The sequence below is a fragment of the Dokdonella sp. GW821-FHT11D02 genome (assembly GCF_058808595.1).
Genome location: NZ_CM179520.1, coordinates 2,659,400 through 2,681,111, shown reverse-complemented (window position 1 = coordinate 2,681,111; position 21,712 = coordinate 2,659,400). Strand labels below are relative to the sequence as shown.

General features: G+C 68.7%; 20 protein-coding genes. 4 read left to right on the top strand and 16 right to left on the bottom strand.

Features of this window, described 5'->3' with window-relative positions:
• Positions 1–36 precede the first annotated feature (36 nt).
• From AC3QL3_RS11320 to AC3QL3_RS11290, 7 genes are all read right to left on the bottom strand, one after another.
• A complete protein-coding gene (locus AC3QL3_RS11320; RefSeq protein WP_492893582.1) occupies positions 37–1,701 on the bottom strand; it encodes a hypothetical protein in 1,665 nt (554 codons plus the stop codon).
• A 182-nt stretch (positions 1,702–1,883) separates the two neighbouring features.
• Positions 1,884–2,636 carry a heme ABC transporter permease gene (locus AC3QL3_RS11315; protein WP_492893580.1) on the bottom strand — a complete coding sequence of 251 codons (753 nt, stop codon included), beginning with the start codon at positions 2,634–2,636 and terminating at the stop codon, positions 1,884–1,886.
• Positions 2,633–3,316 carry a heme exporter protein CcmB gene (gene ccmB, locus AC3QL3_RS11310; protein ID WP_492893578.1) on the bottom strand — a complete coding sequence of 228 codons (684 nt, stop codon included), beginning with the start codon at positions 3,314–3,316 and terminating at the stop codon, positions 2,633–2,635. Before ccmB ends, AC3QL3_RS11315 begins: the two co-directional genes overlap by 4 nt.
• The gene (gene ccmA / locus AC3QL3_RS11305) at positions 3,313–4,020 is read right to left on the bottom strand and encodes a heme ABC exporter ATP-binding protein CcmA (protein WP_492893576.1); all 708 of its coding nucleotides are present in this window, start codon (positions 4,018–4,020) and stop codon (positions 3,313–3,315) included. The genes ccmB and ccmA overlap by 4 nt, the downstream gene beginning before the upstream one ends.
• A 70-nt stretch (positions 4,021–4,090) precedes the next feature.
• Positions 4,091–4,654: an ECF-type sigma factor gene (locus AC3QL3_RS11300; RefSeq protein WP_492893574.1), complete on the bottom strand. Its 564-nt coding sequence runs from the start codon at positions 4,652–4,654 to the stop codon at positions 4,091–4,093.
• Positions 4,651–7,062 (bottom strand): serine/threonine-protein kinase, encoded by a 2,412-nt coding sequence (locus AC3QL3_RS11295; protein ID WP_492893572.1) that lies wholly within the window; start codon positions 7,060–7,062, stop codon positions 4,651–4,653. The genes AC3QL3_RS11300 and AC3QL3_RS11295 overlap by 4 nt, the downstream gene beginning before the upstream one ends.
• Positions 7,063–7,149: 87 nt before the next feature.
• Positions 7,150–7,824, bottom strand: coding sequence for a class I SAM-dependent methyltransferase (locus AC3QL3_RS11290; RefSeq protein ID WP_492893570.1), 675 nt, complete (start codon positions 7,822–7,824; stop codon positions 7,150–7,152).
• A gap of 200 nt (positions 7,825–8,024) precedes the next feature.
• On the opposite strand from AC3QL3_RS11290, the gene AC3QL3_RS11285 reads away from it, so the two are divergent.
• On the top strand, positions 8,025–8,612 hold the full coding sequence (locus tag AC3QL3_RS11285; RefSeq protein ID WP_492893568.1) for a TetR/AcrR family transcriptional regulator: 588 nt from the start codon (positions 8,025–8,027) through the stop codon (positions 8,610–8,612).
• A gap of 25 nt (positions 8,613–8,637) precedes the next feature.
• On the opposite strand, the gene AC3QL3_RS11280 is transcribed toward AC3QL3_RS11285, so the two are convergent.
• From AC3QL3_RS11280 to AC3QL3_RS11260, 5 genes are all read right to left on the bottom strand, one after another.
• A complete protein-coding gene (locus tag AC3QL3_RS11280; protein WP_492893566.1) occupies positions 8,638–9,132 on the bottom strand; it encodes a DUF3293 domain-containing protein in 495 nt (164 codons plus the stop codon).
• A complete protein-coding gene (locus AC3QL3_RS11275) occupies positions 9,129–10,535 on the bottom strand; it encodes an FAD-dependent oxidoreductase (protein ID WP_492893564.1) in 1,407 nt (468 codons plus the stop codon). Before AC3QL3_RS11275 ends, AC3QL3_RS11280 begins: the two co-directional genes overlap by 4 nt.
• Entirely contained in the window at positions 10,532–11,803 is a 1,272-nt protein-coding gene (kynU, locus tag AC3QL3_RS11270; protein WP_492893562.1) for a kynureninase, read from the bottom strand. Before kynU ends, AC3QL3_RS11275 begins: the two co-directional genes overlap by 4 nt.
• Positions 11,804–11,893: 90 nt before the next feature.
• On the bottom strand, positions 11,894–12,403 hold the full coding sequence (locus AC3QL3_RS11265; protein ID WP_492893560.1) for a hypothetical protein: 510 nt from the start codon (positions 12,401–12,403) through the stop codon (positions 11,894–11,896).
• A gap of 4 nt (positions 12,404–12,407) precedes the next feature.
• Positions 12,408–13,427, bottom strand: coding sequence for an amidohydrolase family protein (locus tag AC3QL3_RS11260; RefSeq protein WP_492893558.1), 1,020 nt, complete (start codon positions 13,425–13,427; stop codon positions 12,408–12,410).
• A 236-nt stretch (positions 13,428–13,663) separates the two neighbouring features.
• On the opposite strand from AC3QL3_RS11260, the gene AC3QL3_RS11255 reads away from it, so the two are divergent.
• From AC3QL3_RS11255 to AC3QL3_RS11245, 3 genes are all read left to right on the top strand, one after another.
• On the top strand, positions 13,664–15,313 hold the full coding sequence (locus tag AC3QL3_RS11255; RefSeq protein WP_492893556.1) for a hypothetical protein: 1,650 nt from the start codon (positions 13,664–13,666) through the stop codon (positions 15,311–15,313).
• A 148-nt stretch (positions 15,314–15,461) separates the two neighbouring features.
• Positions 15,462–15,719 carry a hypothetical protein gene (locus tag AC3QL3_RS11250; protein WP_492893555.1) on the top strand — a complete coding sequence of 86 codons (258 nt, stop codon included), beginning with the start codon at positions 15,462–15,464 and terminating at the stop codon, positions 15,717–15,719.
• A 347-nt stretch (positions 15,720–16,066) separates the two neighbouring features.
• Complete coding sequence (locus AC3QL3_RS11245; protein WP_492893554.1) at positions 16,067–17,635, top strand: hypothetical protein; 1,569 nt, start codon at positions 16,067–16,069, stop codon at positions 17,633–17,635.
• Between the two features lie 130 nt (positions 17,636–17,765).
• Here AC3QL3_RS11245 and AC3QL3_RS11240 read toward each other — a convergent pair whose 3' ends face one another.
• The 4 genes from AC3QL3_RS11240 to AC3QL3_RS11225 are packed head-to-tail and all read right to left on the bottom strand — an operon-like array spanning position 17,766 to position 21,704.
• Positions 17,766–18,557, bottom strand: coding sequence for a Stf0 family sulfotransferase (locus AC3QL3_RS11240; RefSeq protein ID WP_492893552.1), 792 nt, complete (start codon positions 18,555–18,557; stop codon positions 17,766–17,768).
• Complete coding sequence (locus AC3QL3_RS11235) at positions 18,557–19,081, bottom strand: DUF6932 family protein (RefSeq protein WP_492893550.1); 525 nt, start codon at positions 19,079–19,081, stop codon at positions 18,557–18,559. The genes AC3QL3_RS11240 and AC3QL3_RS11235 overlap by 1 nt, the downstream gene beginning before the upstream one ends.
• Entirely contained in the window at positions 19,078–19,995 is a 918-nt protein-coding gene (locus AC3QL3_RS11230; protein WP_492893548.1) for a Fic family protein, read from the bottom strand. Before AC3QL3_RS11230 ends, AC3QL3_RS11235 begins: the two co-directional genes overlap by 4 nt.
• Entirely contained in the window at positions 19,992–21,704 is a 1,713-nt protein-coding gene (locus tag AC3QL3_RS11225) for an AMMECR1 domain-containing protein (RefSeq protein WP_492893546.1), read from the bottom strand. The genes AC3QL3_RS11230 and AC3QL3_RS11225 overlap by 4 nt, the downstream gene beginning before the upstream one ends.
• Positions 21,705–21,712: the final 8 nt, after the last annotated feature.

Sequence of the window (21,712 nt, the reverse complement as noted above, 5' to 3'; positions counted from 1 at the left end):
GCGGCCGAGCCGGGCGCCGCTGCGCACGCCGGGGCATCAGGGCGTGCCGTCGAAGCCGTTGCGGAAGATCACATCGCCGCGCGGCGCGACGCGCAAGGTCGCGACCATCTGCCGGCCGCGCTGGGCTTCCGGCACCGAGGTCTGGTTGAAGTAGCGCACGTCGCCGGCGAGCGAGAAGCTGTCGTCGCCGTTGGCGACGATGCCCCAGAAACCCGAATGCCGCGAGCGCGCGCCGCCCGAGCTGTCGGCAAAGGCGTAGCCGCGCCAGGATTCGATTGCACCGGTATCGGCGTCGATCACCGCGACTTCGCCGTCGACATTGTCTTCCGGGCAGGGCTGTCCGACCGGGCAGAGCACGCCGGGACTGTAGATGTTCAGGCCCGACACGCCGAGCTTGCCGTTCGACTGCACGATGTCGGTCGGATAGTCGGCGCGGATCGACTGCTGCCGCCAGCCGAGGGCGCAGGAGACGACGTCGGTCTGATCGCTGCCGCCGTAGCGCACGTGGCCGTTGATGCCGAACGTCGACACGCTGCTGCCGGTTTGCCCGAGCTTGAGCACTGCGATGCCGTTTCGACACGGCAGCTCGAGATCCGCCAGCACGAAGATTTCGTCTTGCGAGATCACGCCGAGGCCGGCATCGACGGCCAGCTTTTGGCCGCCGCTCTGGCCGCTCGCGGCGAGGGCTTCGGTGGTGTAGATGCCGTTGGTGGCGAAAGCCGTGCGCGGCGTGCCGTTGGAATTGAGGCTGGCGGCGAACATGTCCCAGCCGGCGGGCCATCCGATCGTTCCGGGCGGCGGATCGGGGTGCCAACGAGAACCGGCGACGTAGATGCGCGGCGTGGACGTCGGCGTGGCGCGACCGCCGAGCGCGATGCCGCCGAACTGGCAGAAATCGCCGGCCGCGCAGAGGTTGCCGAAGGCCGGTTCGAGCGCGTCGACTTCGCTGGTCAGCGTGCTGTCGTTTTCGACCTTGAAGCGTGCGAAGCGCGGCCGGTAGATGCCGTCGACGATGCCGGTGCCGACGTAAAGCAGGGTCGTCAGCGTGGGGAACATGCCGTTGTCGTACAGCGCGATGCCACCGCCGGCGACCGTGCGCGAGCCGTCGTCGGCGTAGGCGTCCGAGTCCATCGTGCCGCTGCTTTGCAAGGCGCCGTCGCTGCCGAACACGTAGACCTCGACCGCGGGCACGGCCACCCACACCGGCAGCGGCGGATTGCCGCCGACCAGTTGGAGGCGGAAGTTCTCGGTGTCGGCGAGCACGAACAGGCGGTCGCCGAAGCGGTAGATGCCTTTGACGTCCTTGACCTCGCCGCAGCGATCGACGTTGAGGCAAGGCGTGATGACGTACTGGTTGTTGTAGTAGCCGTCGGTGCCCGGATTGCTCCAGGTCTGGCGGATGCCGGCTTGGTTGTAGCGCACCAGCCCGAGTTTCTGGCGGCCTGCGGCGGCACCGACACCCGGCACCACGGCGGCGGCGACGATGTCGCCGTTGTCCATACGCGCGATCTTCTTGCCGACGCGGTAGTCGTAGCTGACGGAAGCGAAGTTGTCGGCGCCGATCAAGCCGTGGTTCCAGGTCGGGTCGGGGACATAGTCGGCGGCCCGTGCGGTCCCGAACAGAAGCGCAGCGGCGATCAGCAGAGCCGAGTGGCCGATCAGGTGCAATCGACCTGCGGCGATAGTGGATGAGCGATACATGGTGTTCTCCTCGCGAACAGCGGCAAGAGCCGCATCGCCAGGGGATACGCAGGTTTCCGCTCAGACCGGACATGCGTTCCCGCGAGCGCAGGCACGCATGGAAAATCGCTGAGAGAGAATCGACCTTCGCCCGCCGCCGAGTCACTTCCGCTGCGCGCGGAGTGGAGCGGCTTGGAGCTTCGCTAAGCGCGCTCGTCGAGCGCGATCTTGCGCACCCAGTCCTTGCCCGCGTCCAGTTCGAGCAAGCCGATGCGCGTGCGCGCGAGCAAGCTGCCGAAGAACCACAGGTGCGTCGCCAGCGCCATCGTCAACAGCGGCCAGATCATCGCCGAGTCGATCTTCGACGGGCCCATCAGGCGCACGGTCGAGCCCTGATGCAAGGTGTTCCACCAGTTCACCGAGAAATGCACGATCGGCAGATTGACCACGCCGATCAGGGCGAGAAAGCCGGCCGCGCGCGCGGCTTGGCGGCGATCCTCGATCGCGGCGTACAGTCCGATCACGCCGAGATAGAGGAACAGAAGCACCAACTCCGAAGTCAGGCGCGCATCCCAGGTCCACCAGGTGCCCCACATCGGCTTGCCCCAGAGCGAACCGGTGACGAGCGTGATGAAGGTGAACGCGGCGCCGATCGGCGCGCTCGCCATCGCCAGAATCTCGCTCAGCTTGATGCGCCAGACCAGCGCGATGAACGCATTCGCCGCCATGAAGAAATAGGCGAACAGACTCATCCAGGCGCACGGCACGTGGATGAAGATGATGCGGTAGGCATCGCCCTGCTGATAGTCGCGCGGCGCCAGCACCAGGCCGCCGTACAGAGCGACCAGGCCGAGTACCAGCGCGACGCCGTAGCACCACGGCGCGAGCGCGCCGGCGATGCGGTAGAACGTCGGCGGCGAGCCGATCTTGTGGAACCAGAGCGTCAGCGCATTCATGAGAGCGAGATTCTAAGCGCCGCCGCGCACGCCAGCGGCGCCAGCACCAGGGCCAAGGCCAGCGCCGCCGCCAGCCACAACAGCGGCGCCAGGAACGGCAGGCCGACCTGCGCCGCATTGCAAGCGCCCGCGCCGAAGATCAAGACCGGCACGTACAACGGCAGCACGAGCAAGGCCAGCAGCATACCAGAGCGATGCATGCCGACCGTCAGCGCGACGCAGACCGCGCCGATCAAACTGAGCAGCGGCGTCGCCAGCAGCAGAGCGGGCAACAGCACCCAGCGCACCGCCGCGTCCAGATGCAAGAGTTCGCCGAGCAGCGGCGCGGCCGCGATCAGCGGCAGCGCCGTGGTCAGCCAGTGCACCGCGATCTTGCAAGCGAGCAAGAGCGAGAGCGGATGCGGCGACAGCACCAGCTGTTCGAGCGAGCCGTCTTCGTAGTCGCTGCGGAACAAGGTGTCCAGCGCGAGCAGACCGGCCAACAGTACGGCGACGAAAACCACGCCGGCCGCGATGCGGCGCAGCTGCTCCGGTTCGGGACCGAGCGCGAGCGGAAACAGCGCGATCACGATCAAGGCGAACAAGATCGGATTGACCGCATCGCCGCGCCGCCGCCAGACCAGGGTCAGATCGCGCCGGATCAGCGCCGCACACGCGGCCGAGGTCGAGCCGGGCTTCATCGCGCGCGCTCCGCCGTTGTCGCGACATCCGCAGCAGCGTTCGCGCTTCCCGGCTGCAAGCGCAGCCGGCGCGGCGTGCCCGAGGTGTAGGCATAGGCGCCGTGCGAGGTGATCAACGCCGCACCGCCGCCGTTCGCATGGCGTTCGAGCAGGCGATTGACCAGCTTGATGCCGTCCAGATCGAGATTGGCGTAAGGCTCGTCCAGCAACCACAGCGCGACCGGCGCGAGCAGCACGCGCGCCAGCATGACGCGCTTTTTCTGGCCGGCCGACAGCTGCCGCGTCGGCACTTCGGCATAGCCGTCGAGACCGACCCCGGCGAGCGCGCTCAGCGGCGAGATGCCCTTGCGCTGACCGTGCAGGCCGGCCGCGAAACGCAGGTTTTCCAGCGCGCTCAATTCGGGTTTGAGTCCGCCCTGGTGCGACAGCAAGGCGACTTGCGGCGACAGCCGCGCCAAGGTCAGCGGTTCGCCGTCGAGACGGATCTCGCCGGCGCTCGGCGCGAGCAGGCCCGACAGCACGCGCAGCAAGGTGGTCTTGCCGGCGCCGTTGTCTCCCTCGATCAGCACCACCTCACCAGCATGCAGGACGAAATCGAGCGGTCCGAAGATCGGCTCGTCGTTGCGCGCGAAGGCGAGCCCGCATGCTTCGAGCAGGGCGGGGCGTTCGGGCGGATCGCGGAAGGGGGCGGAAGTGGGCGGCATGCGGCGCGCATGCTAGCGGCAGGCGTGTCGCAGCACCATGCGCACGATGTCGCGCGCGCGGCGGCGATGCTCAGCCGGCAGCGGTCGGCTGCTCCATGGTCGATGCCAGCAGCGCGCGCGCCGCCTGCCAGTCGCGCTTGATCGTGCGTTCGTTGAGGCCTTCGAGTTCGGCGATCGCGCCGAAGGTGAGGCCGCCGAAGAAATGCAGCTGCACCACGCGCGCAGCGCGCCCATCGATCTTTTCCAGCTCGTTCAAGGCCTGATCCAGCGCGAGTACTTCGTAGGCTTGCGTGGGCGCATCGGGCACCTGCTCGTCGAGCGTGACGAAGGCGGCGCCGCCGCCGCGCTTGTCGGCGCCGACGCGGCGCGCGTGATCGACCAGCACCTGCCGCATCGCGCGCGCGGCCAGCGCCATGAAATGCTGGCGGCTGTGCAGCTGCAAGCCGTCGGCGACGCTCAGTTTGACGTAGGTCTCGTGCACCAGGGCGGTGGTCGACAGCGTTTCGCCGCGACCGCCGAGCTGACGGTGCGCGCAGCGGCGCAATTCGTCGTAGAGCAGCGCGAACAGCCGATCTTGCGCCGCCGCGTCGCCGCGCTCCGCAGCGCCGAGCAGCTCGGTGACGCTCTCGCTCATCGCTCCTGCCTGACTCGCCCCGTGATGGGTCGAGCATCGCCGCCGCGCGCGGCGGCGTCAATCGCGGCGGACGGCGCGCCGCTCTTCGCGGCGATCGCAGCGAGGCGCGCCTCGCATTCGCGCACGGCCGGATGGTCATTGCCGACCAGAGCGGCATACGCCGCCCGCGCCGCCTCGTAGTGCGACGCGGCGGCGGCCGTGTGCGCCATGCTCAACTCCGCTTCGGCCAGCGCGAACTCGGCCTGTGCCCACAGCATGTTCCGGCGCGGTGTGGTCTGGTGGCTGCGCGCCACCGCGTCGACCACTTGCGCATAGCCACCTTCCTCGCCGAGATCCATGCGCGCCAGGCCGAGGCCGATGTCGAGACTGGCCAGGTCCGAATGCGCCGCGCCGACGACCTTGAGCAAGGTCGGCCGAATGCGTTCGAGCAATTCCTTCGCGCGCGCCGGCTCGCCGAGATCGCGCAGGCTTCTGCCGAAGGTCGCTTCGGCCCACAGGCGCGCCGGTTGATCGGGCGGCGCGTGCGCGGCGTACCAACCGACCACGCGTTCGTAGGTCGCGATCGAGTCCTGCTTTTTCCCGGCCAGCTGCAAGGTGTACGCGAGATTGTTCAGTGCGCGCAGCGCCGCGGGATTCATGTCCGTGGGCGTGGTCTGCGCGAGCGCGAGCGCGTGCCGCAGCGCCGCTTCGGATTCGGCGTAGCGGCCGAGGTCGCGCAGCACCCAGCCGCGCACGGCTTCGATGCGTGTGTCGAGCGGATCGGCGGACGCCGTGCCGGCACGCCATTGCAAAGCGCGGCCGAGCGCCGCCAGCGCGTCGTCGTAGCGGCCGAGTTCGGCGTAGGCCGATCCGGTCAAGGTTTCGATGCGCGCCTTCAGCGCGGAATCGTCGCCGCCGGCGAGCCCGGCGCTGGCGCGTTCGAGCAGATCCACGCCGGTGTCGAAGCGGCCCAGGCCCATGTAGCTCTGCGCCATGGTTTCGTACAACTCGGCTTGCAGTCGCGGCTGACCGGCAAGTTCGTCGGCGACTTGCGCGGCGCCGCGCTCGAGCAATTCGTCCGCGCGCGGCACCACGCCGCGCGCCTGCTCCGGATCGGGCGCCTGGAACAGGCCGATTATGAAGCGTTTGACGCGCTCGGCGGTTTCGGCGCGTTCGAGCGCGACGCGCCCCTGCGCGGCGGCGACGCGCGCCTGCCACAAGGCGACACCGGCACCGCCGAGGATCGCGACCAGCGCCAGCGCGGCAGCGCCGACGATCACCGCGTGGCGGCGCACGAACAGGCGCAGCCGGTAGGCGTTGCTGTCGGCGCGCGCCTGGATCGGATGGCCGTCGCGCCAGGCGCCGACATCGCCGGCGAGCGCTTCGACGGTGGCGTAGCGACGCTGCGGATCGGCGTCGGTCGCGCGCGCGACGACGATCGCGGCGTCGCCGCGCAGACGTGCCGCCGACACCGGCGCGCGTTCGTCGGCGTCGGCCTGCGCCTGCGCGCGCGCCAGCCAGCCGGACAGCGTGCCGCTGGTGCGCGCCGTGCCGAAGCGCGCACCGGTCAGAAGCTCGAACAAGAGCACGCCGAGCTGGTAGACGTCGGTGGCCGTCGTCGTCGCGTCGCCGCCGAGTTGCTCGGGCGCGGCGTAGGCGCGCGAGACGAAGCGCCGCTGCGCCACGGTCTGTACTGTTTCGCCGTCGGCTTGGAGCAGCTGCGCGATGCCGAAATCGAGCAGGCGCGCGTGGCCGTCGGCGTCGACCAGAACGTTCTCCGGCTTGATGTCGCGATGCACGACCAGATGCCGGTGCGCATGCGCGACGGCGGCGCAAAGCTGCAGGAATACGGCGAGGCGCGCGGCCAGGTCCGGGCGTGCGCGGGCGAGCCACTGACGCAGGGTCTGGCCGTCGACGTACTCCATCACGAAGTAGGGCAGGCCGTCGCTGCTGACGCCGCCGTCGAGCAGGCGCGCGATGTTCGGCTGCGCCAGCCGCGACAGGATCTGCCGCTCACGCCGGAAGCGGGCCAGCACGGCAGCCGTGTCCATGCCGCGCTTGATCAGTTTCAACGCGCCGAACTGCACGTAGCCGTCGCCGTCGCGCTGGGCCAGATAGACCGTGCCCATGCCGCCGCTGCCGAGCGTGCGCACGACAGTCCAGGCGCCGACGCGCGCGCCGTTGCTCAAGCCGGTGTCGGCGTCCGCTTCCTCCGACAGGCTCGCGGCGAGCGTGCCGGCGTCGCCGTCGAGCACGCCGGCGCGCGGCGGCGCCAGCAATGCGCGCAGCTCGGCGGCGAGCGCGGCGTCGCCGGCGCAGCGTTGCGCGATCCAGCGTTCGCGCTCGGCTTCGTCGAGGTCGAACGCTTCGCGCAGCAACGCCAACAGCTCGCGCCGGTGCTGCAGCGCTCGCTCAGCTTCCTCGGTCATTGCGTCCTCCCCGCAACGGCAAGCCGCGCGGTGGCACCGCACGCTTGTGCGCCGATTGTGCCTGATGACGCGCCGTGCGGCGGAATCTCAGGCCGGATGCGGTCGCACGCCGCAATACAGCGAGATCGAACCGGTCGCGGTGGGAAACACCGCGGTCTCCTCGACACCGGCGAAGCCGGCCTCGCGCATCAGGATCGGCAGGACGCCGTCGGCATTGGGTTGCGTGTCGGCGCGGCCGTCGACTCTTTGCACGATGCCGAACAGCCGCCGCATCAGCGGCGTGCGCTGCCAGCCGTAGTCGGCGATGTGGATTTCGCCACCCGGCGGCAAGGCCGCGAAAATCGCGCGCAAGCCGGCGCGTTTTTCCGCCAGCGGCACCTGGTGGAAGACCAGGCTGGAGACGATCTTGGTCACGCCGCTGCCGGCGAGCAGGCTTGCCGCGTCGCGCAGATAGCCGAGCGAAAGCGGCGCGGTGACCGCGGCGGCAGCGAGTTTCTTGCGCGCACGCGCGAGGATCGCCGCATCCGGATCGATGCCGAGCAAGCGCGGCGCCTGCGCAGCGCGGCCGAGCAGAAGCAGGAACGAAGCGGTGCCGCAGCCGAGGTCGGCGACGACGTCGTCTTCGCGCGCATCGAGTTGACGCAACAAAGCGGCGCGCCAGACGCGCTCGCGCGTGAACGCGGCGACGATCAGGTCGTACGGCCACAGCAGCGGTGCGGCGGGGGTGAAATCGCGTGGAGCAGAAGACGTCGTCGGAAACATGCGTGCGGGCCTCTTCGAAAGCGTTTCCAGGAGGTTCGGAGCGAACGCAGTGCCGCTGCGGTTCGGCAGTCGCATCGATGACAGCCGACGGCACTGCGTCGATGTGAGTACAATACGAGCCATCACTCGTATTTCATACTCGCATTTGCGGAGCGGCGCGCATGGTTCGCAATCCGACCACCCGGCCCAGGAAAACGGCAGTGCAAGCGCGTTCGCAGCAGACCGTCGACGCCCTGGTCGAAGCGACCGCTCGCATTTTGAAGAAGGACGGCTTCGACAAGGCGAGTACCAATCGCATCGCGCTCGCGGCCGGCGTCAGCATCGGTTCGCTGTATCAGTACTTCCCCTCGAAGGAAGCTTTGGTGGCGGCGGTGATCGATCGCCACATGCAGGAAATCATGCAGCTGGTGCGCGATTCGCTGGCCAAGGTCGCGGCGCAGCCGATCGAGCGCGGCGTGCGCGAGCTGGTGTCGGTGATGATCGAAGTGCATCGAGTCGACACGCGGCTGCACCGCGTGCTGGTCGAACAGACGCCGCGGGTCGGCCGGCTGCGCGAGGTCGAAGCGGTCGACCGCGAAGTATTCGCGCTGGTGCGCAGTTATCTGGCGAGCCGCAGCGAGATCGAGGTCGCCGATCTCGATCTGGCCGCGTTCTTCTGCGTGACCACGGTGGAGGCCTTGACCCATGCCGCCGTGCTGCATCGTTCGGACGTGCTGGTCGACGACAAAGTCGGCGCCTTCATCGACGAGGTGACGCGCCTGATCGTCGGCTATCTGCGCAGGCGCTGACTCCAGCGCTGCGCTCGTACATCGCTCAGGCCGGCGCAGCCCATTCGAGATCGGCATTGTCTTCGATCGCGCCGCGCCAATCCCTGCGATACAGGTGCAGACGCACTCGATGATCCTGCGCGACCTCGACGGCCGCGTTCTGCTCGAAATCGCGCGCGAAGCGGTCGAGCGCATCACGTGCGAGGCCGGTGACGAGCAGGCTCGGTTCCGTCCAATGCTCGCCCGGGATGCGGCCGTGGCCTTCGAGCCAGCGCGCGCCGGCGTTGCGCAAAGCGACGCGCAGCGCGTTCATGCGCTTGGCGTTGCGCGCGTCAGGCAGCGGCTGCGAATAGGGGTTGCACGCGCTCAGATAGAGCGCGCCGGTGTCGGCGCCGATCCAGCTGGCGATGTCGTTCGGTGCCGGCGTGCCGATGCAAAGCACGTCGACGCGACCGTCGGGCAGCACGACTTCGTAGCGCGTGCGCAGGTACAGCCCGACCAGTTCGCGCACGCGCTCGGGCGGTTCCTGCGGTGCGCTCACACCAGCGGCGTCAGGCGCTCGCCGACCAAGACATCGGCGCGCGCGAGGTCGATTTCGTTGATGCTCGTCTTGCCGTCGGCGAGCTCGCGCAGCAGCGCGTCCTGGATGCCGCCGCGCGCGAACGCTTGCGCGTAGGGCATGCGCGTGAAGGTGACCATCGAGTAGCGCGGCACGAAACGCTGCGGATGGCGCTCGGCCAGCACGCGTCCCAACTCGCGCCGCAACAAGAACCCGGCGTCGGCGACCGAATCGCGCATCTCGACATAGTTCTCCAACGCCATCGCCGCGATCGCTTCGGCGTTCGGCCGGCGTCGGCGCTCGAACTCGGCGAACGTCCAGGCGAGATCGTCGTGCTGCGCGTCGAGCAGATCCGCCAGCTCCACCGCGTCCTCGAAGCCGCAATTCATACCCTGGCCGTGGAACGGCACGATCGCGTGCGCAGCGTCGCCGAGCAGCAGCGCGCGCCGATCGAGGTGCCAGCGATCGAGGTACAAGGTCGCCAGCACGCCGACCGGATTGGCGGCGAAATCGGCGTCGAATTCGGGGATCAGCGGGACCAGGTCGGCGAAGTCGCGCTCGAACAAGGCGCGCGCCGCGGCCGGCGTCGTCACCGTGGCGAAGCTCGGCTCGCCTTGCGAGGGCAGGAACAGGGTGACGGTGAAGCTGCCTTCGGCGTTCGGCAGCGCGATGCACATGTAGTTGCCGCGCGGCCAGATGTGCAACGCGTTGCGCTCGATCGCGAAGCGTTCGCCGCGCGCGAGCACAGTCGCCGCATCGGGCGGCAGCGCCGTGCTCGGAAAATCGGGCAGCGCCGGAATCTCCAATTCTTTGTAGCCGTGACCGAGTTCGTCGATGCGCTCGCCGAGCGGCTGTTCGCGCTGCATCGCGGCGCGCAGGGCGGAGCCGGCGCCGTCGGCACCGAGGACGAAGGCGGCCTCGTGCTCGTGCGCATCGCCGTGTTGGTCGTCGCGAAAGCGCAGCTGCACGCCGCTGCCGAATTCGGCGCTTTCCAGGCGGCGCGAGAAGTGGAAGCGCGCGCCGGCGCGCTCGGCTGCGTCGATCAGGGCGATGTTGAGGCGCCCGCGGCTGATCGACCAGATCACTTCGCTGTCGTCGCGGCCGTAGCGCAGCAGTTCGGTGTGGCCGTCGCGGTGATGCACCATGCGGCCGCGCATCATCACCGCCAGCTGCATGACTTCGTCGGTGAGGCCGGCCAGGCGCAGACCGTGCAGTCCGCGTTCGGCCAGGGCCAGGTTGATCGAGCGGCCGCCGGCGTAGCCGGCTTGGCGCGGATCGGGCCGGCGTTCGAACACCTCGACCGCGAAGCCGCGTTGTGCCAGCAGGGTCGCGAGCAGGGCGCCGACGAGGCCGCCGCCGACGAGGGTGACGGTCGGCTTGCTCATGCGCGTGCGGCCCAGTGTTTGACCGCGAGCACGAAACGCAGGCAGTCGATGCGGCGGTTGTACAGCGGTGTCGGCGCGGCGCGGATCACGTCCGGCTCGCGCCAGTCGACCACGATGCCGTGCGCGTGCAGATGGTCGTACAGCGAGCGGCCCGCTTCGCGCGGACCGCGCACGCGCAAGCTGAGCTGGCAGCCGCGACGCTCCGGCTCGCGCGGCGTGGTGATCTCGATCACCTCGGCGAGTTCGGCGCGAATCAGCGCTTCGAAATAGCCGGTCAGCGCGATCGATTTCTGGCGCAGCGCGGCGATGCCGGCGCGGCGGAAGATCGACAGCGACACGCGCAGCGGCGCCAGCGCGAGGATCGGCGGATTGCTCAGCTGCCAGCCGTCGGCGCCGGGCGTGGCGGCGAACTGCGGTCCCATCTGGAAGCGCGTGCTCTGATCGTGGCCCCACCAGCCGGCGAAACGCGGCAGCTCGGCGCGTGCGTGGCGCTCGTGCACGAAGCAGCCGGCGACCGCGCCGGGACTGGAGTTGAGGTACTTGTAGCTGCACCAGACGGCGAAATCGCAGCCGACGTCGTGCAGCTGCAGCGGCAGGTTGCCGACCGCATGCGCGAGATCGAAGCCGACCGCGCAGCCTTTCGCGTGCGCCGCGGCGGTGATCGCGCGCAGGTCGAAGGCCTGGCCGCTCAAGTACTGCACGCCGGGCAGCAGCACCAGCGCGATGCGTTCGCCGTGCTGGTCGAGCGCACGCAGGATCGCGTCCTGCGAAATCGCGCCGCCGGCTTCGTCGCTGTCGAGCTCGATCTTCGCCTCGGCCGGATCGTAGCCGTGGAACCGGATCTGCGAGGCGACCGCGTGATGGTCGGATGGGAACGCGCTCTTTTCGATCAGGATCGCGTGCCGTTCGCGCGTCGGCCGATAGAAGCTGACCATCATCAGATGCAGGTTCGCGGTCAGCGAATTCATCGCCACGACTTCGTGCGGCAGCGCGCCGACGACGGCGGCGAGGTCTTCGCGCACGAGTTCGTGATAGGGCATCCATGGATGCTTGCCGCGGAAGTGCGCTTCGACCGCGAGATCGCGCCAGTCGTCGAGTTCGTCGAGCAGGGCAGCGCGCACCGCGCGCGGCTGCAGGCCGAGCGAATTGCCGCAGAAGTAGGCCTGTTCGGCGCCGTCGGTGTGATGCGGGATCAGGAATTCGTCACGCAGCGGCGCCAGCGGGTCGCGCGCGTCGAGGGTGAGGGCTTCGGATTCGTGCGGAGTCATGTCAACCAATACATTACGGAGAATAAGCGCCGCTGTTCCTCCTCTCCCGCAAGCGGGGGAGGCGAACGGTCTTGCAGGAGCCGCAGCGCCTCACTTCAACGACGCAACCACCGCATCGCAGGCGCTGTCGAACTGCGCATTCCAATTCGCCGGCGTGCTCTCGATCAGCGGCCGCTGGCAGCGCACCTCGACCGCGACCTCGCCGGTCAGGTAGTAGCTGTCGCGCAGCAGATAGCGCGTCTTCGCGCGCTGCACGAAGTACTGGTGCACGGCGGCGTTCTTGTTGGTGCCGTCTTTCTGATAGCCGCCCTGCGATTCGGCGCGCGCGTGCTCGTCCTGCACGAAGCCGGGGAACGCAGCGGCCGCTTTCAGCTGGCGCGTCTTCACCACCACGGTGGCGCTGTCCTCGCTGCCTTGGGCCGCCGGATCGGGCACCTGGAACGCGACCGCCTGCGGATTGCCTTCGGCTTTCTCCATTACCGCGCTCCAGCCCGGCGGCACGCGGAAATGCACCTGGCCGTCGTTGAGCGTGAAATCGGTCTTGCCTTGCGCGAAAGCGTTCGCGCTGGACAACAGCAGAAAGCACAGAAGTAGCCTCACAGGATCACTCCGTATCGTCGGCGAATCGGGCGTAGGGCAGGCCGAGCCATTCCAACGCGGTGCGGTGGAACAGGCGTGCCTGCTCGGCCGGCGGCAGACCGAGCGCGGCGATGCCGCTGCCGGGCTCCTGCTCGCCGAGCGGGAAGGGATAGTCGGTGCCGAGCATCACGTGCGCCGGTCCGACCACGTCGAGCAGATAGCGCAGCGCGGCCTTGTCGTGCACGCAGGAATCGAAGTACAGGCGGTCGAGGTATTCGCGCGGATTGCGCGCGTTGTCGGTCGCGACCAGGTCCGGACGCATGCGGAAACCGTGCTCGATGCGGCCGATCGTGTAGGGAAACGCACCGCCGCCGTGGGCAAGGCAGACTTTCAGCCGCGGCAGGCGTTCGAGCACGCCGCCGAAGATCAGGCAGCAGGCCGCGCGTGATTGTTCGGCCGGCATGCCGACCAGCCACGGCAGCCAATACTTCGGCATCGAGGCGCCGCCCATCATGTCCCACGGATGCACCAAGATGGCGGCGTCGAGTTCGGCCGCGGCCTCGAAGAACGGGAACAGTTCGGGCGCGTCGAGGTTCCAGTTCTCGCAGTGCGAGCCGATCTGCACGCCCTGCAGCCCCAGCTCGTCCATGCAGCGTTCCATTTCCTGGATCGCCAGCCGCGGCGACTGCAGCGGCACCGTGCCGATGCCGGCGTAGTGGCGCGGATAGTCGCGGCAGAGGGCGGCGGTGTGGTCGTTCAGGTGGCGGTGCAGCTCGAGCGCCTGATTCGGCTTGGCCCAGTAGGAGAACAGCACCGGCACGGTCGAGACGACCTGCACGTCGACGCCGAACTTGGCGTAGTCGGCGATGCGCACCTCCGGGTCGAACGCGCTGGCCCAGACCTCGCGGAAGAATTTGCCGTCCTTGTAGATGCGGTGGCGGCCTTCGGTTTGCACCATCACCGGGAAACGGTCGTCGCCGTATTTCTCGGCGAAGTTCGGCCAGCTCGGCGGCAGGATGTGGGCGTGGGTATCGATCTTCAGCATCCGCGGAGTTTAACCGGATGCTCACACCGGCGCGGCGTGTCCGACTCGACGAATCCTCGCGCCGGCGCGCCGCACGCGCGGCGAAACGCTGCGCGAATGCTGCGCGAATGGATCGCGAGTCCGCTTTGCGGCAGCTCGGACTAGCGTCGGCGGGTTCGCCTTGGGGAGCGTGCATGCCGCAACTGCTGCGGCTTCCCGAACGCGGACTCGCATCCCATCGAAGGAGTCAGCCCGCAATGCGTCTTTCCTCGTTAGCCGCTGCCGTCGCCACGCTCGCCTGCGGTTCCGTACAGGCCGGTACGTTCGTTCCACTCGAGACCCCGCAAGGGCAGGCGGTCAAGTTCTCGCAGAACGGCGAGTACCTGTCGATCTTCGTCAGCCAGACCAGCGGCGTGCGCTGGACGCGCACGACCGGCGTGGAGGAGCCGCTGAGCGGCCTCAATTCCTCCAACGGCGTCAACAACCTCGGCGTGATCGCGGGCTCGATCGGAGTGAACGGCGGCTCTCAAGTGGAAGGCGGCACCGACGTTCCCGCCGCGCTGCCGATCGGCGCCGCGGCGCCGACGCAGCTGCCGCTGCCGGCCGATACGGACAACGCCGACGTCTACGACCTGGCCGATGACGGCTCCGCCGTCGGGCTGACCTGGACCACCAGTTTCAGCATCGCGCGTGCCTACTACTACGCCAGCGCCAATCAGACGATCACGCCGTTGCCGGTGTCCGATCCGGGCGAAGCCTCGCGCGCGAACTCGATCAGCCCGGACGGCGGCGTGATCGCCGGCTGGAACGACGACCCGAATACCGGCTTTCGCCGCGGCGTGGTGTGGAAGGACTTCGTCGCGAGCTATCCGAGCGTGACGATCGACGGCACGGCGTTCAACGTCGGTGAAGCGTCGATGGTCAGCGGCAACGGCCAGTGGGTGGTCGGCAGCGACTATCCGAGCCCCGACGGCGGCGCCGCCTGGCGTCTCAACGTCGAAAGCGGCGAGCTGACCGAGATTCCGGGCATGCCGTTCGCATTCGGCGTCAGCGACGACGGCAAGACCGTGGTCGGCGCCAGCGGCTTCTTCGACTTTCCGCCGCGCGCGGCCCTGATCTGGACCGAAGCCGGCGGCACTGTCCAGTTCACCGACTACATGAGCTCGCGCGGCATCGAGTATCCGTCGGACTGGAGTTTCGAAGGCGGCCTGACCGCGATCTCCGGCGACGGCAGCACGGTGGCCGGCTGGACGCGCGCCAGCCCGAACGGCATGCAGTCCTTCCTCGTCACCGAGGTCGACGCGCCGGCCGACGCGATCTTCAAGGACGGCTTCGACGGCGCACCGGCAGCCAACCCGGTGCAGGACGGCAGCTTCGAAGCCAGCGGCGGCGGTGCGGGTCCGTGGACGTCGACCTCGACCGCGTTCGGCACCGCGCTGTGCGCGCTCTCTTCGTGCGGCACCGGCGGCGGCACGGCCGCGCCGCGCACCGGCAGCGTGTGGGCCTGGTTCGGCGGCGTCGATGCGGGAACGCCGGAAGAAGCCACGGCCTCGCAATCGGTGACGATTCCGTCCGGCGGTCCGCAGTATCTGAACTTCTGGCTGCGCATCGGCGCCGTCAACGGCGGCGACTCCAAGCTCGTGGTCAGCGTCGACGGCACCGAACTGGCGTCCTATCCGGAACCGGCCGCGGCCGAAGCGGGTTACACCCAGCGCAGCGTCGACGTCAGCGCCTACGCCGACGGCGCCGCGCATGCGATCGAGTTCCGCTACGCCGAAACCACCGGCAATCCGTCCAACTACAGCCTCGACGACGTCACTCTCGACGCCGCGCAGCCGCCGCTGGTCGCTCCGACTCGCTCGCCGCAACAGCCGAATGCAGCGGTGACGTCGCGCCGGCCACGCTGACCCGCCTACGAACACTCCGACCGTGCCGGGCAAGACCGGCACTTTTCTCCCAGCCGAGGCGCGCGCCTCGGCTTTTTTTTTGCGCGTGGGCCGCCGGCGAAAGGGCGTATAGTTTTGACGGCTCGGCTCGAACTGTAAGGAGGAAATCGTGGATGCAACGCAATCTCAAATCGCTCATCAGGCGGGCGAAGCGGCGGCCATGCGCGCGTTGATCGGCGCCTTGATCGCCACCCACCCGGCTCCCGAGAAGCTGCGCCAGACCATCGCTTCTTGCATATCGACCCAGATGACTCTGGTGGATTTGCAGCCGAACGATCTTGGCTACGAGGCGATAAAGTCCTCCTTCCACGACACGCTGCTGGCGTTTCTCGACCAGCTTCCCAAGTCGTCGATGGCTTCGGCCTGACGCAAAAGCCCGCTCCAGGCGGGCTTTTTCTTGTTCGGCTTGCTACGGCTGCGCGATCTCGGCCGTTTGCGGCGGCGACTCTTTCGCGCGCTTCCGAGGTTTCGCCGACTGCGCGTTTCTGGGGCGGAAGACGCGCCGCATTGCGACGATCGCATCCAAAATTGATGCGGATGTAGCGCGTCAGGAACACGCTGATCGGATTCCCAGAATCTGTGCATCGTGCGCGCATGGCGCGCGAGTTTCGTTCGGTGCGCGCGCCGCTAACGTGAAGCTCCCGCCGGCAGCGCATGGGCAAGCAGTTGCGGCTGCGGCGGTCTTCGCGTGTTCGCGCCAGGAGCCGCTCCCTCATGCGTCCTTGTTCGTCTCTCGTTTTTCTGGTTTCGCTAGTCAGCGGCTCCGCTGCCGCCGCCGGCGAATTCATTCCCTTGCACACCGCCGCGGCACAGGCGGCCAAGTTCTCGCAGAACGGCGACTATCTGGCGCTCTCGACCGGTGATGCCGGCGGCGCGCGCTGGTTGCGCGCGAGCGGCACGGAGGAAGCGGTTACCGGCATGAGCTACGTGCGCGGCATCAACAATCTCGGTGCGCTGTCGGGTTCGGTGGCGCGGCCGGGCGAGATCAATGCGCCGGCGCTGTCGCCGCTAGGCGCGTCCGCACCGAGCGCGCTGCCGCTGCCGGCCGATCTGCAGAACGCCTATGTCGACGACGTCGCCGACGACGGCTCGGCGGTCGGGCTCACCTGGATGAGCGACTGGAGCGTGGCCAGGGCCTACTACTATTCCGCCGCGAGCGGCACGGTGACGCCACTGCCGGTCGACCAGCCGGCCACGGCGTCGCGGGCGAATTCGATCAGTGCCGACGGCCGCGTCATCGCCGGCTGGAGCGACGAGGCCACTACCGGCTACCGTCGCGGCGTGGTGTGGAAGGACGGCGTCGCCTCCTATCCGCTCGCGCGCGTCGACGGCGTCGAGCGCAACGTCGGCGAGGGCGTCGCGGTGAGCGGCAACGGACGCTGGGTGGTCGGTCATTTCTTCCCGCGCGACGAGGCGAGCAGTGCTTGGCGGCTGAATGTCGAAACGGGTGAGGTGATCGAGATTCCGGACATGCCGTTCGCCTTCGGCGTCAGCGACGACGGCCGTACCGTGGTCGGTTCCGGCTCGTACTTTCTGTATCCGCCGCGAGCCCCCTACGTCTGGACCGCGGCGCACGGCACCGAGCTGTTGACCGATTTCATGACGGCGCGGGTGATCGCCTATCCGTCTACTTGGGGCTTCGAGGGCGGGCTCACGGCGATCGCGGGCGACGGCCTCACCGTCGCCGGTTGGACGCGCACCGGCGCCGAAGGCATGCAGTCCTTCGTCGTGAGCGGCATCGACGCGCCGATCGATGCGCTGTTCGGCAACGGCTTCGACAATCCGCCGATTCCCAACCCGGTCGCCGACGGTAGCTTCGAAGGCAGCATCAATGGCGATGGCCCCTGGCGTTCCAGCTCGAGCAACCGCGGCACCGCCTTGTGCGCGCTGGTTTTCTGCGGCGACGGCAGCGGCAGCGCCGGGCCGCACGGTGCGGCGATCTGGGCCTGGCTGGGCGGCATCGACGGCGTGCCGGAGGAATCGTCGGTGACGCAGACGCTGACGATTCCGGCGGGTGCGCCGCGTTACTTGAACTTCTGGTTGTGGATCGGCCACGTCAGCGGCGGCGATTCGATCTTGCGCGTGCGCATCGACGGCCGCGAAGTCGCTTCGTATCCGGAGCCGGACGAGGCCGAGGCGGGCTACACGCAACGCAGCGTCGACATCGGCAGTTACGCCGACGGTGCCGAGCACACGCTCCAATTCCACTACAGCGAGAGCGCCGGCTATATATCCAACTACAACCTCGACGACGTCAGCATCGATCCGGAGCCGGCGCCGTAAGGCATCGTCCGGAGCCGCCATGCGTGCTCCGCCGAGCAGAGCATCGTCGTACGCCTGGCCGAAGCAGGCGTCGACCTCATGCAAGCCGGGGCTCAGGCCCCGGCTTTTTTCGTTGCGAGCGCGATCTCGCTTAGGCCGGCAGCCCAGCGCGCGGCGCTTGTGCACGGAAACGCGCGCACCATTGCGCGCTGATCTCGTCGCGCTGCACGTCCAAGTGCGCCGTCGTGTTCGCAGGCGCTGCGCTGTCGAGTTCGACCTCCAAGTGAGCGGCGACGGCCGCAACGGCCGCCGCCGGTGCGGCCACCACGTCCTCGTACACCAGCCGCAGCGGCGGCTCGCGCAGCGAGGCGGCGAGTAAATCCCACCATGCATCGAACGCGCGGATGCGTTGCAGCGCATTCGCAATGCTCTCGAAATCGTAGGCCGGCTCTTTCGCTTCGACGTCGCTCGCATACCAACGCTGGGTTTGCCGCGCGCGCGCCAGCGAGACAGCCTGCGCGACGGAGTCGCGACGTACGAGCCGGATCGCGCGGCCGTCGCGAAACAGTTCGTGGAACAGCGCTTTGTGCCGGCACTGGATCTGGTACGCGAAATGGGCGAACAGCTTGACCCCGAATACGCCGTTGGGCGAGGTACGCCGGCGTTTGATCGCGCTCCAGTAGTGTGCGAAGGCGCGTGTGTCGCCGCCTCGCAGCCGACGCTGCAAGCGGTCGAGATTCAGATATTCGAGCGGCGCGCCGAGGCGTTGCGTCTGCCACAGGGCGAGCGAAAGAAAGGTGCTGCCGCTGCGCGGGCCGGTCATCAAAACGTAGCGCAGGCGCGGTTCGTTTTGGCGCAGCGGAAAATCGTAGGCGTCGCCGTACAGCGGTTTCATCGCCGTGGTGGAGGCGAGTGCGGGTAGCGGCAGGCTCTGCACCGACATCAGCCCGCGCCGGCGCAATCGATCAGAAGCAAGCCGCGGCTGTGCGCGGATTCGCCTTTGCGTTTGCTGTAGAGGATGGAGAAAAACGCTACCGATTTGAGCAACAGGATCGGATCGGCATCCAGCGGCACGAAGCGCGTGTCGATCGACTGCTGCCGGAACTGCTCTTGCAGCGCTCGCAACAGTTCGACCTCGTGACCGCGTCCCTCGGCGCTGCGAAACAACCACACGCTGTCGAGATCGCGCGGCGCGGGTCCGGCGAGTTCGACAAAGCTGCCGCCGAGCAGGATCGCATCCACCGCAATACCGGCGGCGAGCGCATCCGAAAAGCAGCGTTGAAAAGCGGCCACCAACGCCGCGCGGCCGGGCCAGCTTGACGCGCGCTGCACGAACTCGGCGTAGGCGACCACGTAAGGCGTCGAATTGAACGGCGTGCTGCGACGCTCGCTTGTGCCCAGCACCGGAAATCCGCGCTCCGCGGCGCGGCTGAAATGACGGTGCAGCGTCTGTCGCCACTCGCTCACGATTCGCCCCGCGTCATCACACGCGGGGCGATCGCGCAGGCGACCTCGACCCAATCGCTCAGATACGCGCAGACCGGCGTCCAGTCCGCGCACAGCTCGGCGATGCGCACGCGAATTTCCCAGCCGTGGCCGCAATGCCAGGACACGTCGTAGAACGGCAGATAGGTGAGTGCTTGCGGGCTCGCGATGCGCAGCAGCGCATTGCCGAGGATGCGGCTGCAGCGTCCGTTGGCGTCGAGAAACGGATGCAGGTTGGTGATCGCGATCATCGCGACGGCAGCGGCGAACAGCGGATCGCGCGCGAGATGCCGGCGCAAATAGTCGTGCAATTGCGCCAGCTGTGTCGCGATGTGGCGATGAGGCGGAAAGCGCAGACGCGCGCCGGTGGCGTCGCCGTGCAAGGCGACCGGGCTGGTGCGAAAGCCGATGCCGTCGCCGGCTACGCGGCCGATGCGCTCGATCGCGGCGCTGAAGTCGTGCGGATCGGCTGCGGCGAGCGCTTCGCGCAGCGAGGCGACGCTGCGCGCGCAAATCCGTGCCTCGCGCGCCGTGCGGCCGGCGTCGTAACGCTGTGCGCCGCTGCGCTCCAGCGCCTGCGTCGACAACGGATGGCTGAGCGCTCGCCACAACACAGGCTCGCGCGGCGGCCATGGTCGCGCTGCGCCGTCCGTGCAGGCGAGGCGCGCGGCCAACGCGTCGCCGTCGATCGAGCCCAGGCGATCGAACGCATCGGCCAGTGCGACACCGGTGGCGGGGCGCCAGAGGTCGGGGTCGGGAAGTTGCAGCAGCTCGCGGCGGAAGCGGCGGCTGCGCCGATCGGGCGAATGTTCCCAACCGCCGACGCCGCGCAGGTCGTCGAGCTCGGCCGCACCGTCGCTGAGAGGTTCGGGCGCTTGCGCCGGTGCGGAGCTCATTCCGCCAGCAACTCGGGGGTTTGCAAGGCGGCCAGCGCCATCGTCATCAGGTGCTGGACGTGGTCGGCACGCACCTCGAAGCGCACGAGATTGCCGGTAACGCCGCCGATCGCGCGCTGCGGATGCGGAAAGAAGGCGGCTTGCTCGGAACGCATGCGCAGGCCGGCGCAGAAGCGCAACGCGGCCAGTGCGGCGGCACGATAACGCTGCCAACGCCGCACCTCGCCGAGTTCGCGTGCGAGGCCGGCGGCGCGAATGGTCGCTTCGGCGTACACCGTCGAGGCGACGTTGGGGTAGGCGCCGGCGACGCGGAAGCCGCCGTATTCCGCGGCGAGCGGATCGCTCAGGTCCTGGCGAGGCAGCAGCCAGTCGATCTGCTCGAACGCGAACGCGGCGTAGTCGCCGCCGTGTTCGAGCCGCGCCATGCGCGTCCACACATCGACATGCCAACCGACGAAAGCCGCCGCAGGCGCGGCGCGAAAATGCTCGCGATACGGCGCGAATGCGCGGCGGCACGTCAGCAGACATTCGCGCGAGCCGAGTTCGGCCGCGTGTACCAGCGCAAGCAAGGCTTCGCCGGGGTAATAGTCGACCGCCGCGCCGGCTTCGCGCGCGCTGCCGAAGTAACAGCGGAAGCGGCCGTCTCCGTCTTGCGCCGAGCGCACGCTGGCGAGCAGGGATTGTGTTTGCGCGGCGTAGCGCTCGCGCAGCGCCGGCGCGAGCAGGGCCAGCGCCAACAGCGCGGTCGAGCCGAGCTTGCCGGTGCCAGATGCCTCATCGCCGAGTTCGGGCACGAGCAAACCGCCGTCGGCGCCGTTCGTGCAGCGCGCGAGGATGCCGTCTACTGCGCGTGTGCCGCTGTGCAGAGCCGTCGCGCGCGAGGCCGCCGAGCACGCTTGCGCCACGTGCGCCATCGCGTAGGCGCAGCCCGAGCTGCGCACGGTGTTGGAGCGTTCGGCGCTGCTGCTGCCGCGCAGCGGATAGAACAGATAACTGTAGCTGCCGTCGCTGTGCTGATTGTTGGCGAGATAGCTCAGGCCCTGATCGATCCAGCGACGCATCGACGCGGCGGTCGGCGCCTGCGCGTCGAGCCGCCGCAGGCCGTGCAGCTCGACGCCGCCGCCGTTCGGGTCGCCGCAGAGGTGGCGCCAGCGGGTCTGGCTGACCCGGCAAGCCGATTCGCGCCAAGCGCCGGCGAACAAGCCGGCTTGCTCGCAGGCCGCATCGAGCAGGTCGGCCGGCCGCCGATACCCACGTTCGAGCACCTCGGCCGGCTTGATGTCGGCGCTGGCGTCGGCCCATTCGACGCGAACGCCGCAGCGGCCGGAGAGGAGTTCCCGCGCGGATTCGCGGCGTGCGAGCGGGATCGGTTCGGCGGCGGTCTGCAGCCAGATTTCCACGTCGATCTGATCAAGCTCGCAGGCGACCACGCGTTGCGTGCGTTCGTCCGCACAGGCGCGGGCGACCGCGTCGGCCAACTGCGCTTCGGCGCTCGCGCCGCGGCCGGGCATCGAGGCGCGCAGAGCGCCGCGCGTGCGCAGGCCGACGTCGAGGCGCGCGAACGCGGGCAGATGGAACGCGGCCGTGGCCGCATGCGGCGGCACGCCGTCACGCAGCAGCGCCGTCAGCATGCGCCGGCAGGCGTCGACGATCTGCGCGGCAGGGAGAGTGTTTTCGTTCGACGCCGAAGACGGCGCGGGCGCAAGCACGGCTTCCA

What these genes read in the sequence shown, in the direction of transcription:
- AC3QL3_RS11295 (WP_492893572.1), bottom strand. Translation starts at nt 7,062, where the DNA reads ATGACCGAGGAAGCTGAGCGAGCGCTGCAGCACCGGCGCGAGCTGTTG.
- AC3QL3_RS11230 (WP_492893548.1), bottom strand. Translation starts at nt 19,995, where the DNA reads ATGAGCTCCGCACCGGCGCAAGCGCCCGAACCTCTCAGCGACGGTGCG.
- AC3QL3_RS11315 (WP_492893580.1), bottom strand. Translation starts at nt 2,636, where the DNA reads ATGAATGCGCTGACGCTCTGGTTCCACAAGATCGGCTCGCCGCCGACG.
- AC3QL3_RS11245 (WP_492893554.1), top strand. Translation starts at nt 16,067, where the DNA reads ATGCGTCCTTGTTCGTCTCTCGTTTTTCTGGTTTCGCTAGTCAGCGGC.
- AC3QL3_RS11300 (WP_492893574.1), bottom strand. Translation starts at nt 4,654, where the DNA reads ATGAGCGAGAGCGTCACCGAGCTGCTCGGCGCTGCGGAGCGCGGCGAC.
- AC3QL3_RS11290 (WP_492893570.1), bottom strand. Translation starts at nt 7,824, where the DNA reads ATGTTTCCGACGACGTCTTCTGCTCCACGCGATTTCACCCCCGCCGCA.
- AC3QL3_RS11260 (WP_492893558.1), bottom strand. Translation starts at nt 13,427, where the DNA reads ATGCTGAAGATCGATACCCACGCCCACATCCTGCCGCCGAGCTGGCCG.
- ccmB (WP_492893578.1), bottom strand. Translation starts at nt 3,316, where the DNA reads ATGAAGCCCGGCTCGACCTCGGCCGCGTGTGCGGCGCTGATCCGGCGC.
- AC3QL3_RS11255 (WP_492893556.1), top strand. Translation starts at nt 13,664, where the DNA reads ATGCGTCTTTCCTCGTTAGCCGCTGCCGTCGCCACGCTCGCCTGCGGT.
- AC3QL3_RS11240 (WP_492893552.1), bottom strand. Translation starts at nt 18,557, where the DNA reads ATGTCGGTGCAGAGCCTGCCGCTACCCGCACTCGCCTCCACCACGGCG.
- AC3QL3_RS11275 (WP_492893564.1), bottom strand. Translation starts at nt 10,535, where the DNA reads ATGAGCAAGCCGACCGTCACCCTCGTCGGCGGCGGCCTCGTCGGCGCC.
- kynU (WP_492893562.1), bottom strand. Translation starts at nt 11,803, where the DNA reads ATGACTCCGCACGAATCCGAAGCCCTCACCCTCGACGCGCGCGACCCG.
- ccmA (WP_492893576.1), bottom strand. Translation starts at nt 4,020, where the DNA reads ATGCCGCCCACTTCCGCCCCCTTCCGCGATCCGCCCGAACGCCCCGCC.
- AC3QL3_RS11320 (WP_492893582.1), bottom strand. Translation starts at nt 1,701, where the DNA reads ATGTATCGCTCATCCACTATCGCCGCAGGTCGATTGCACCTGATCGGC.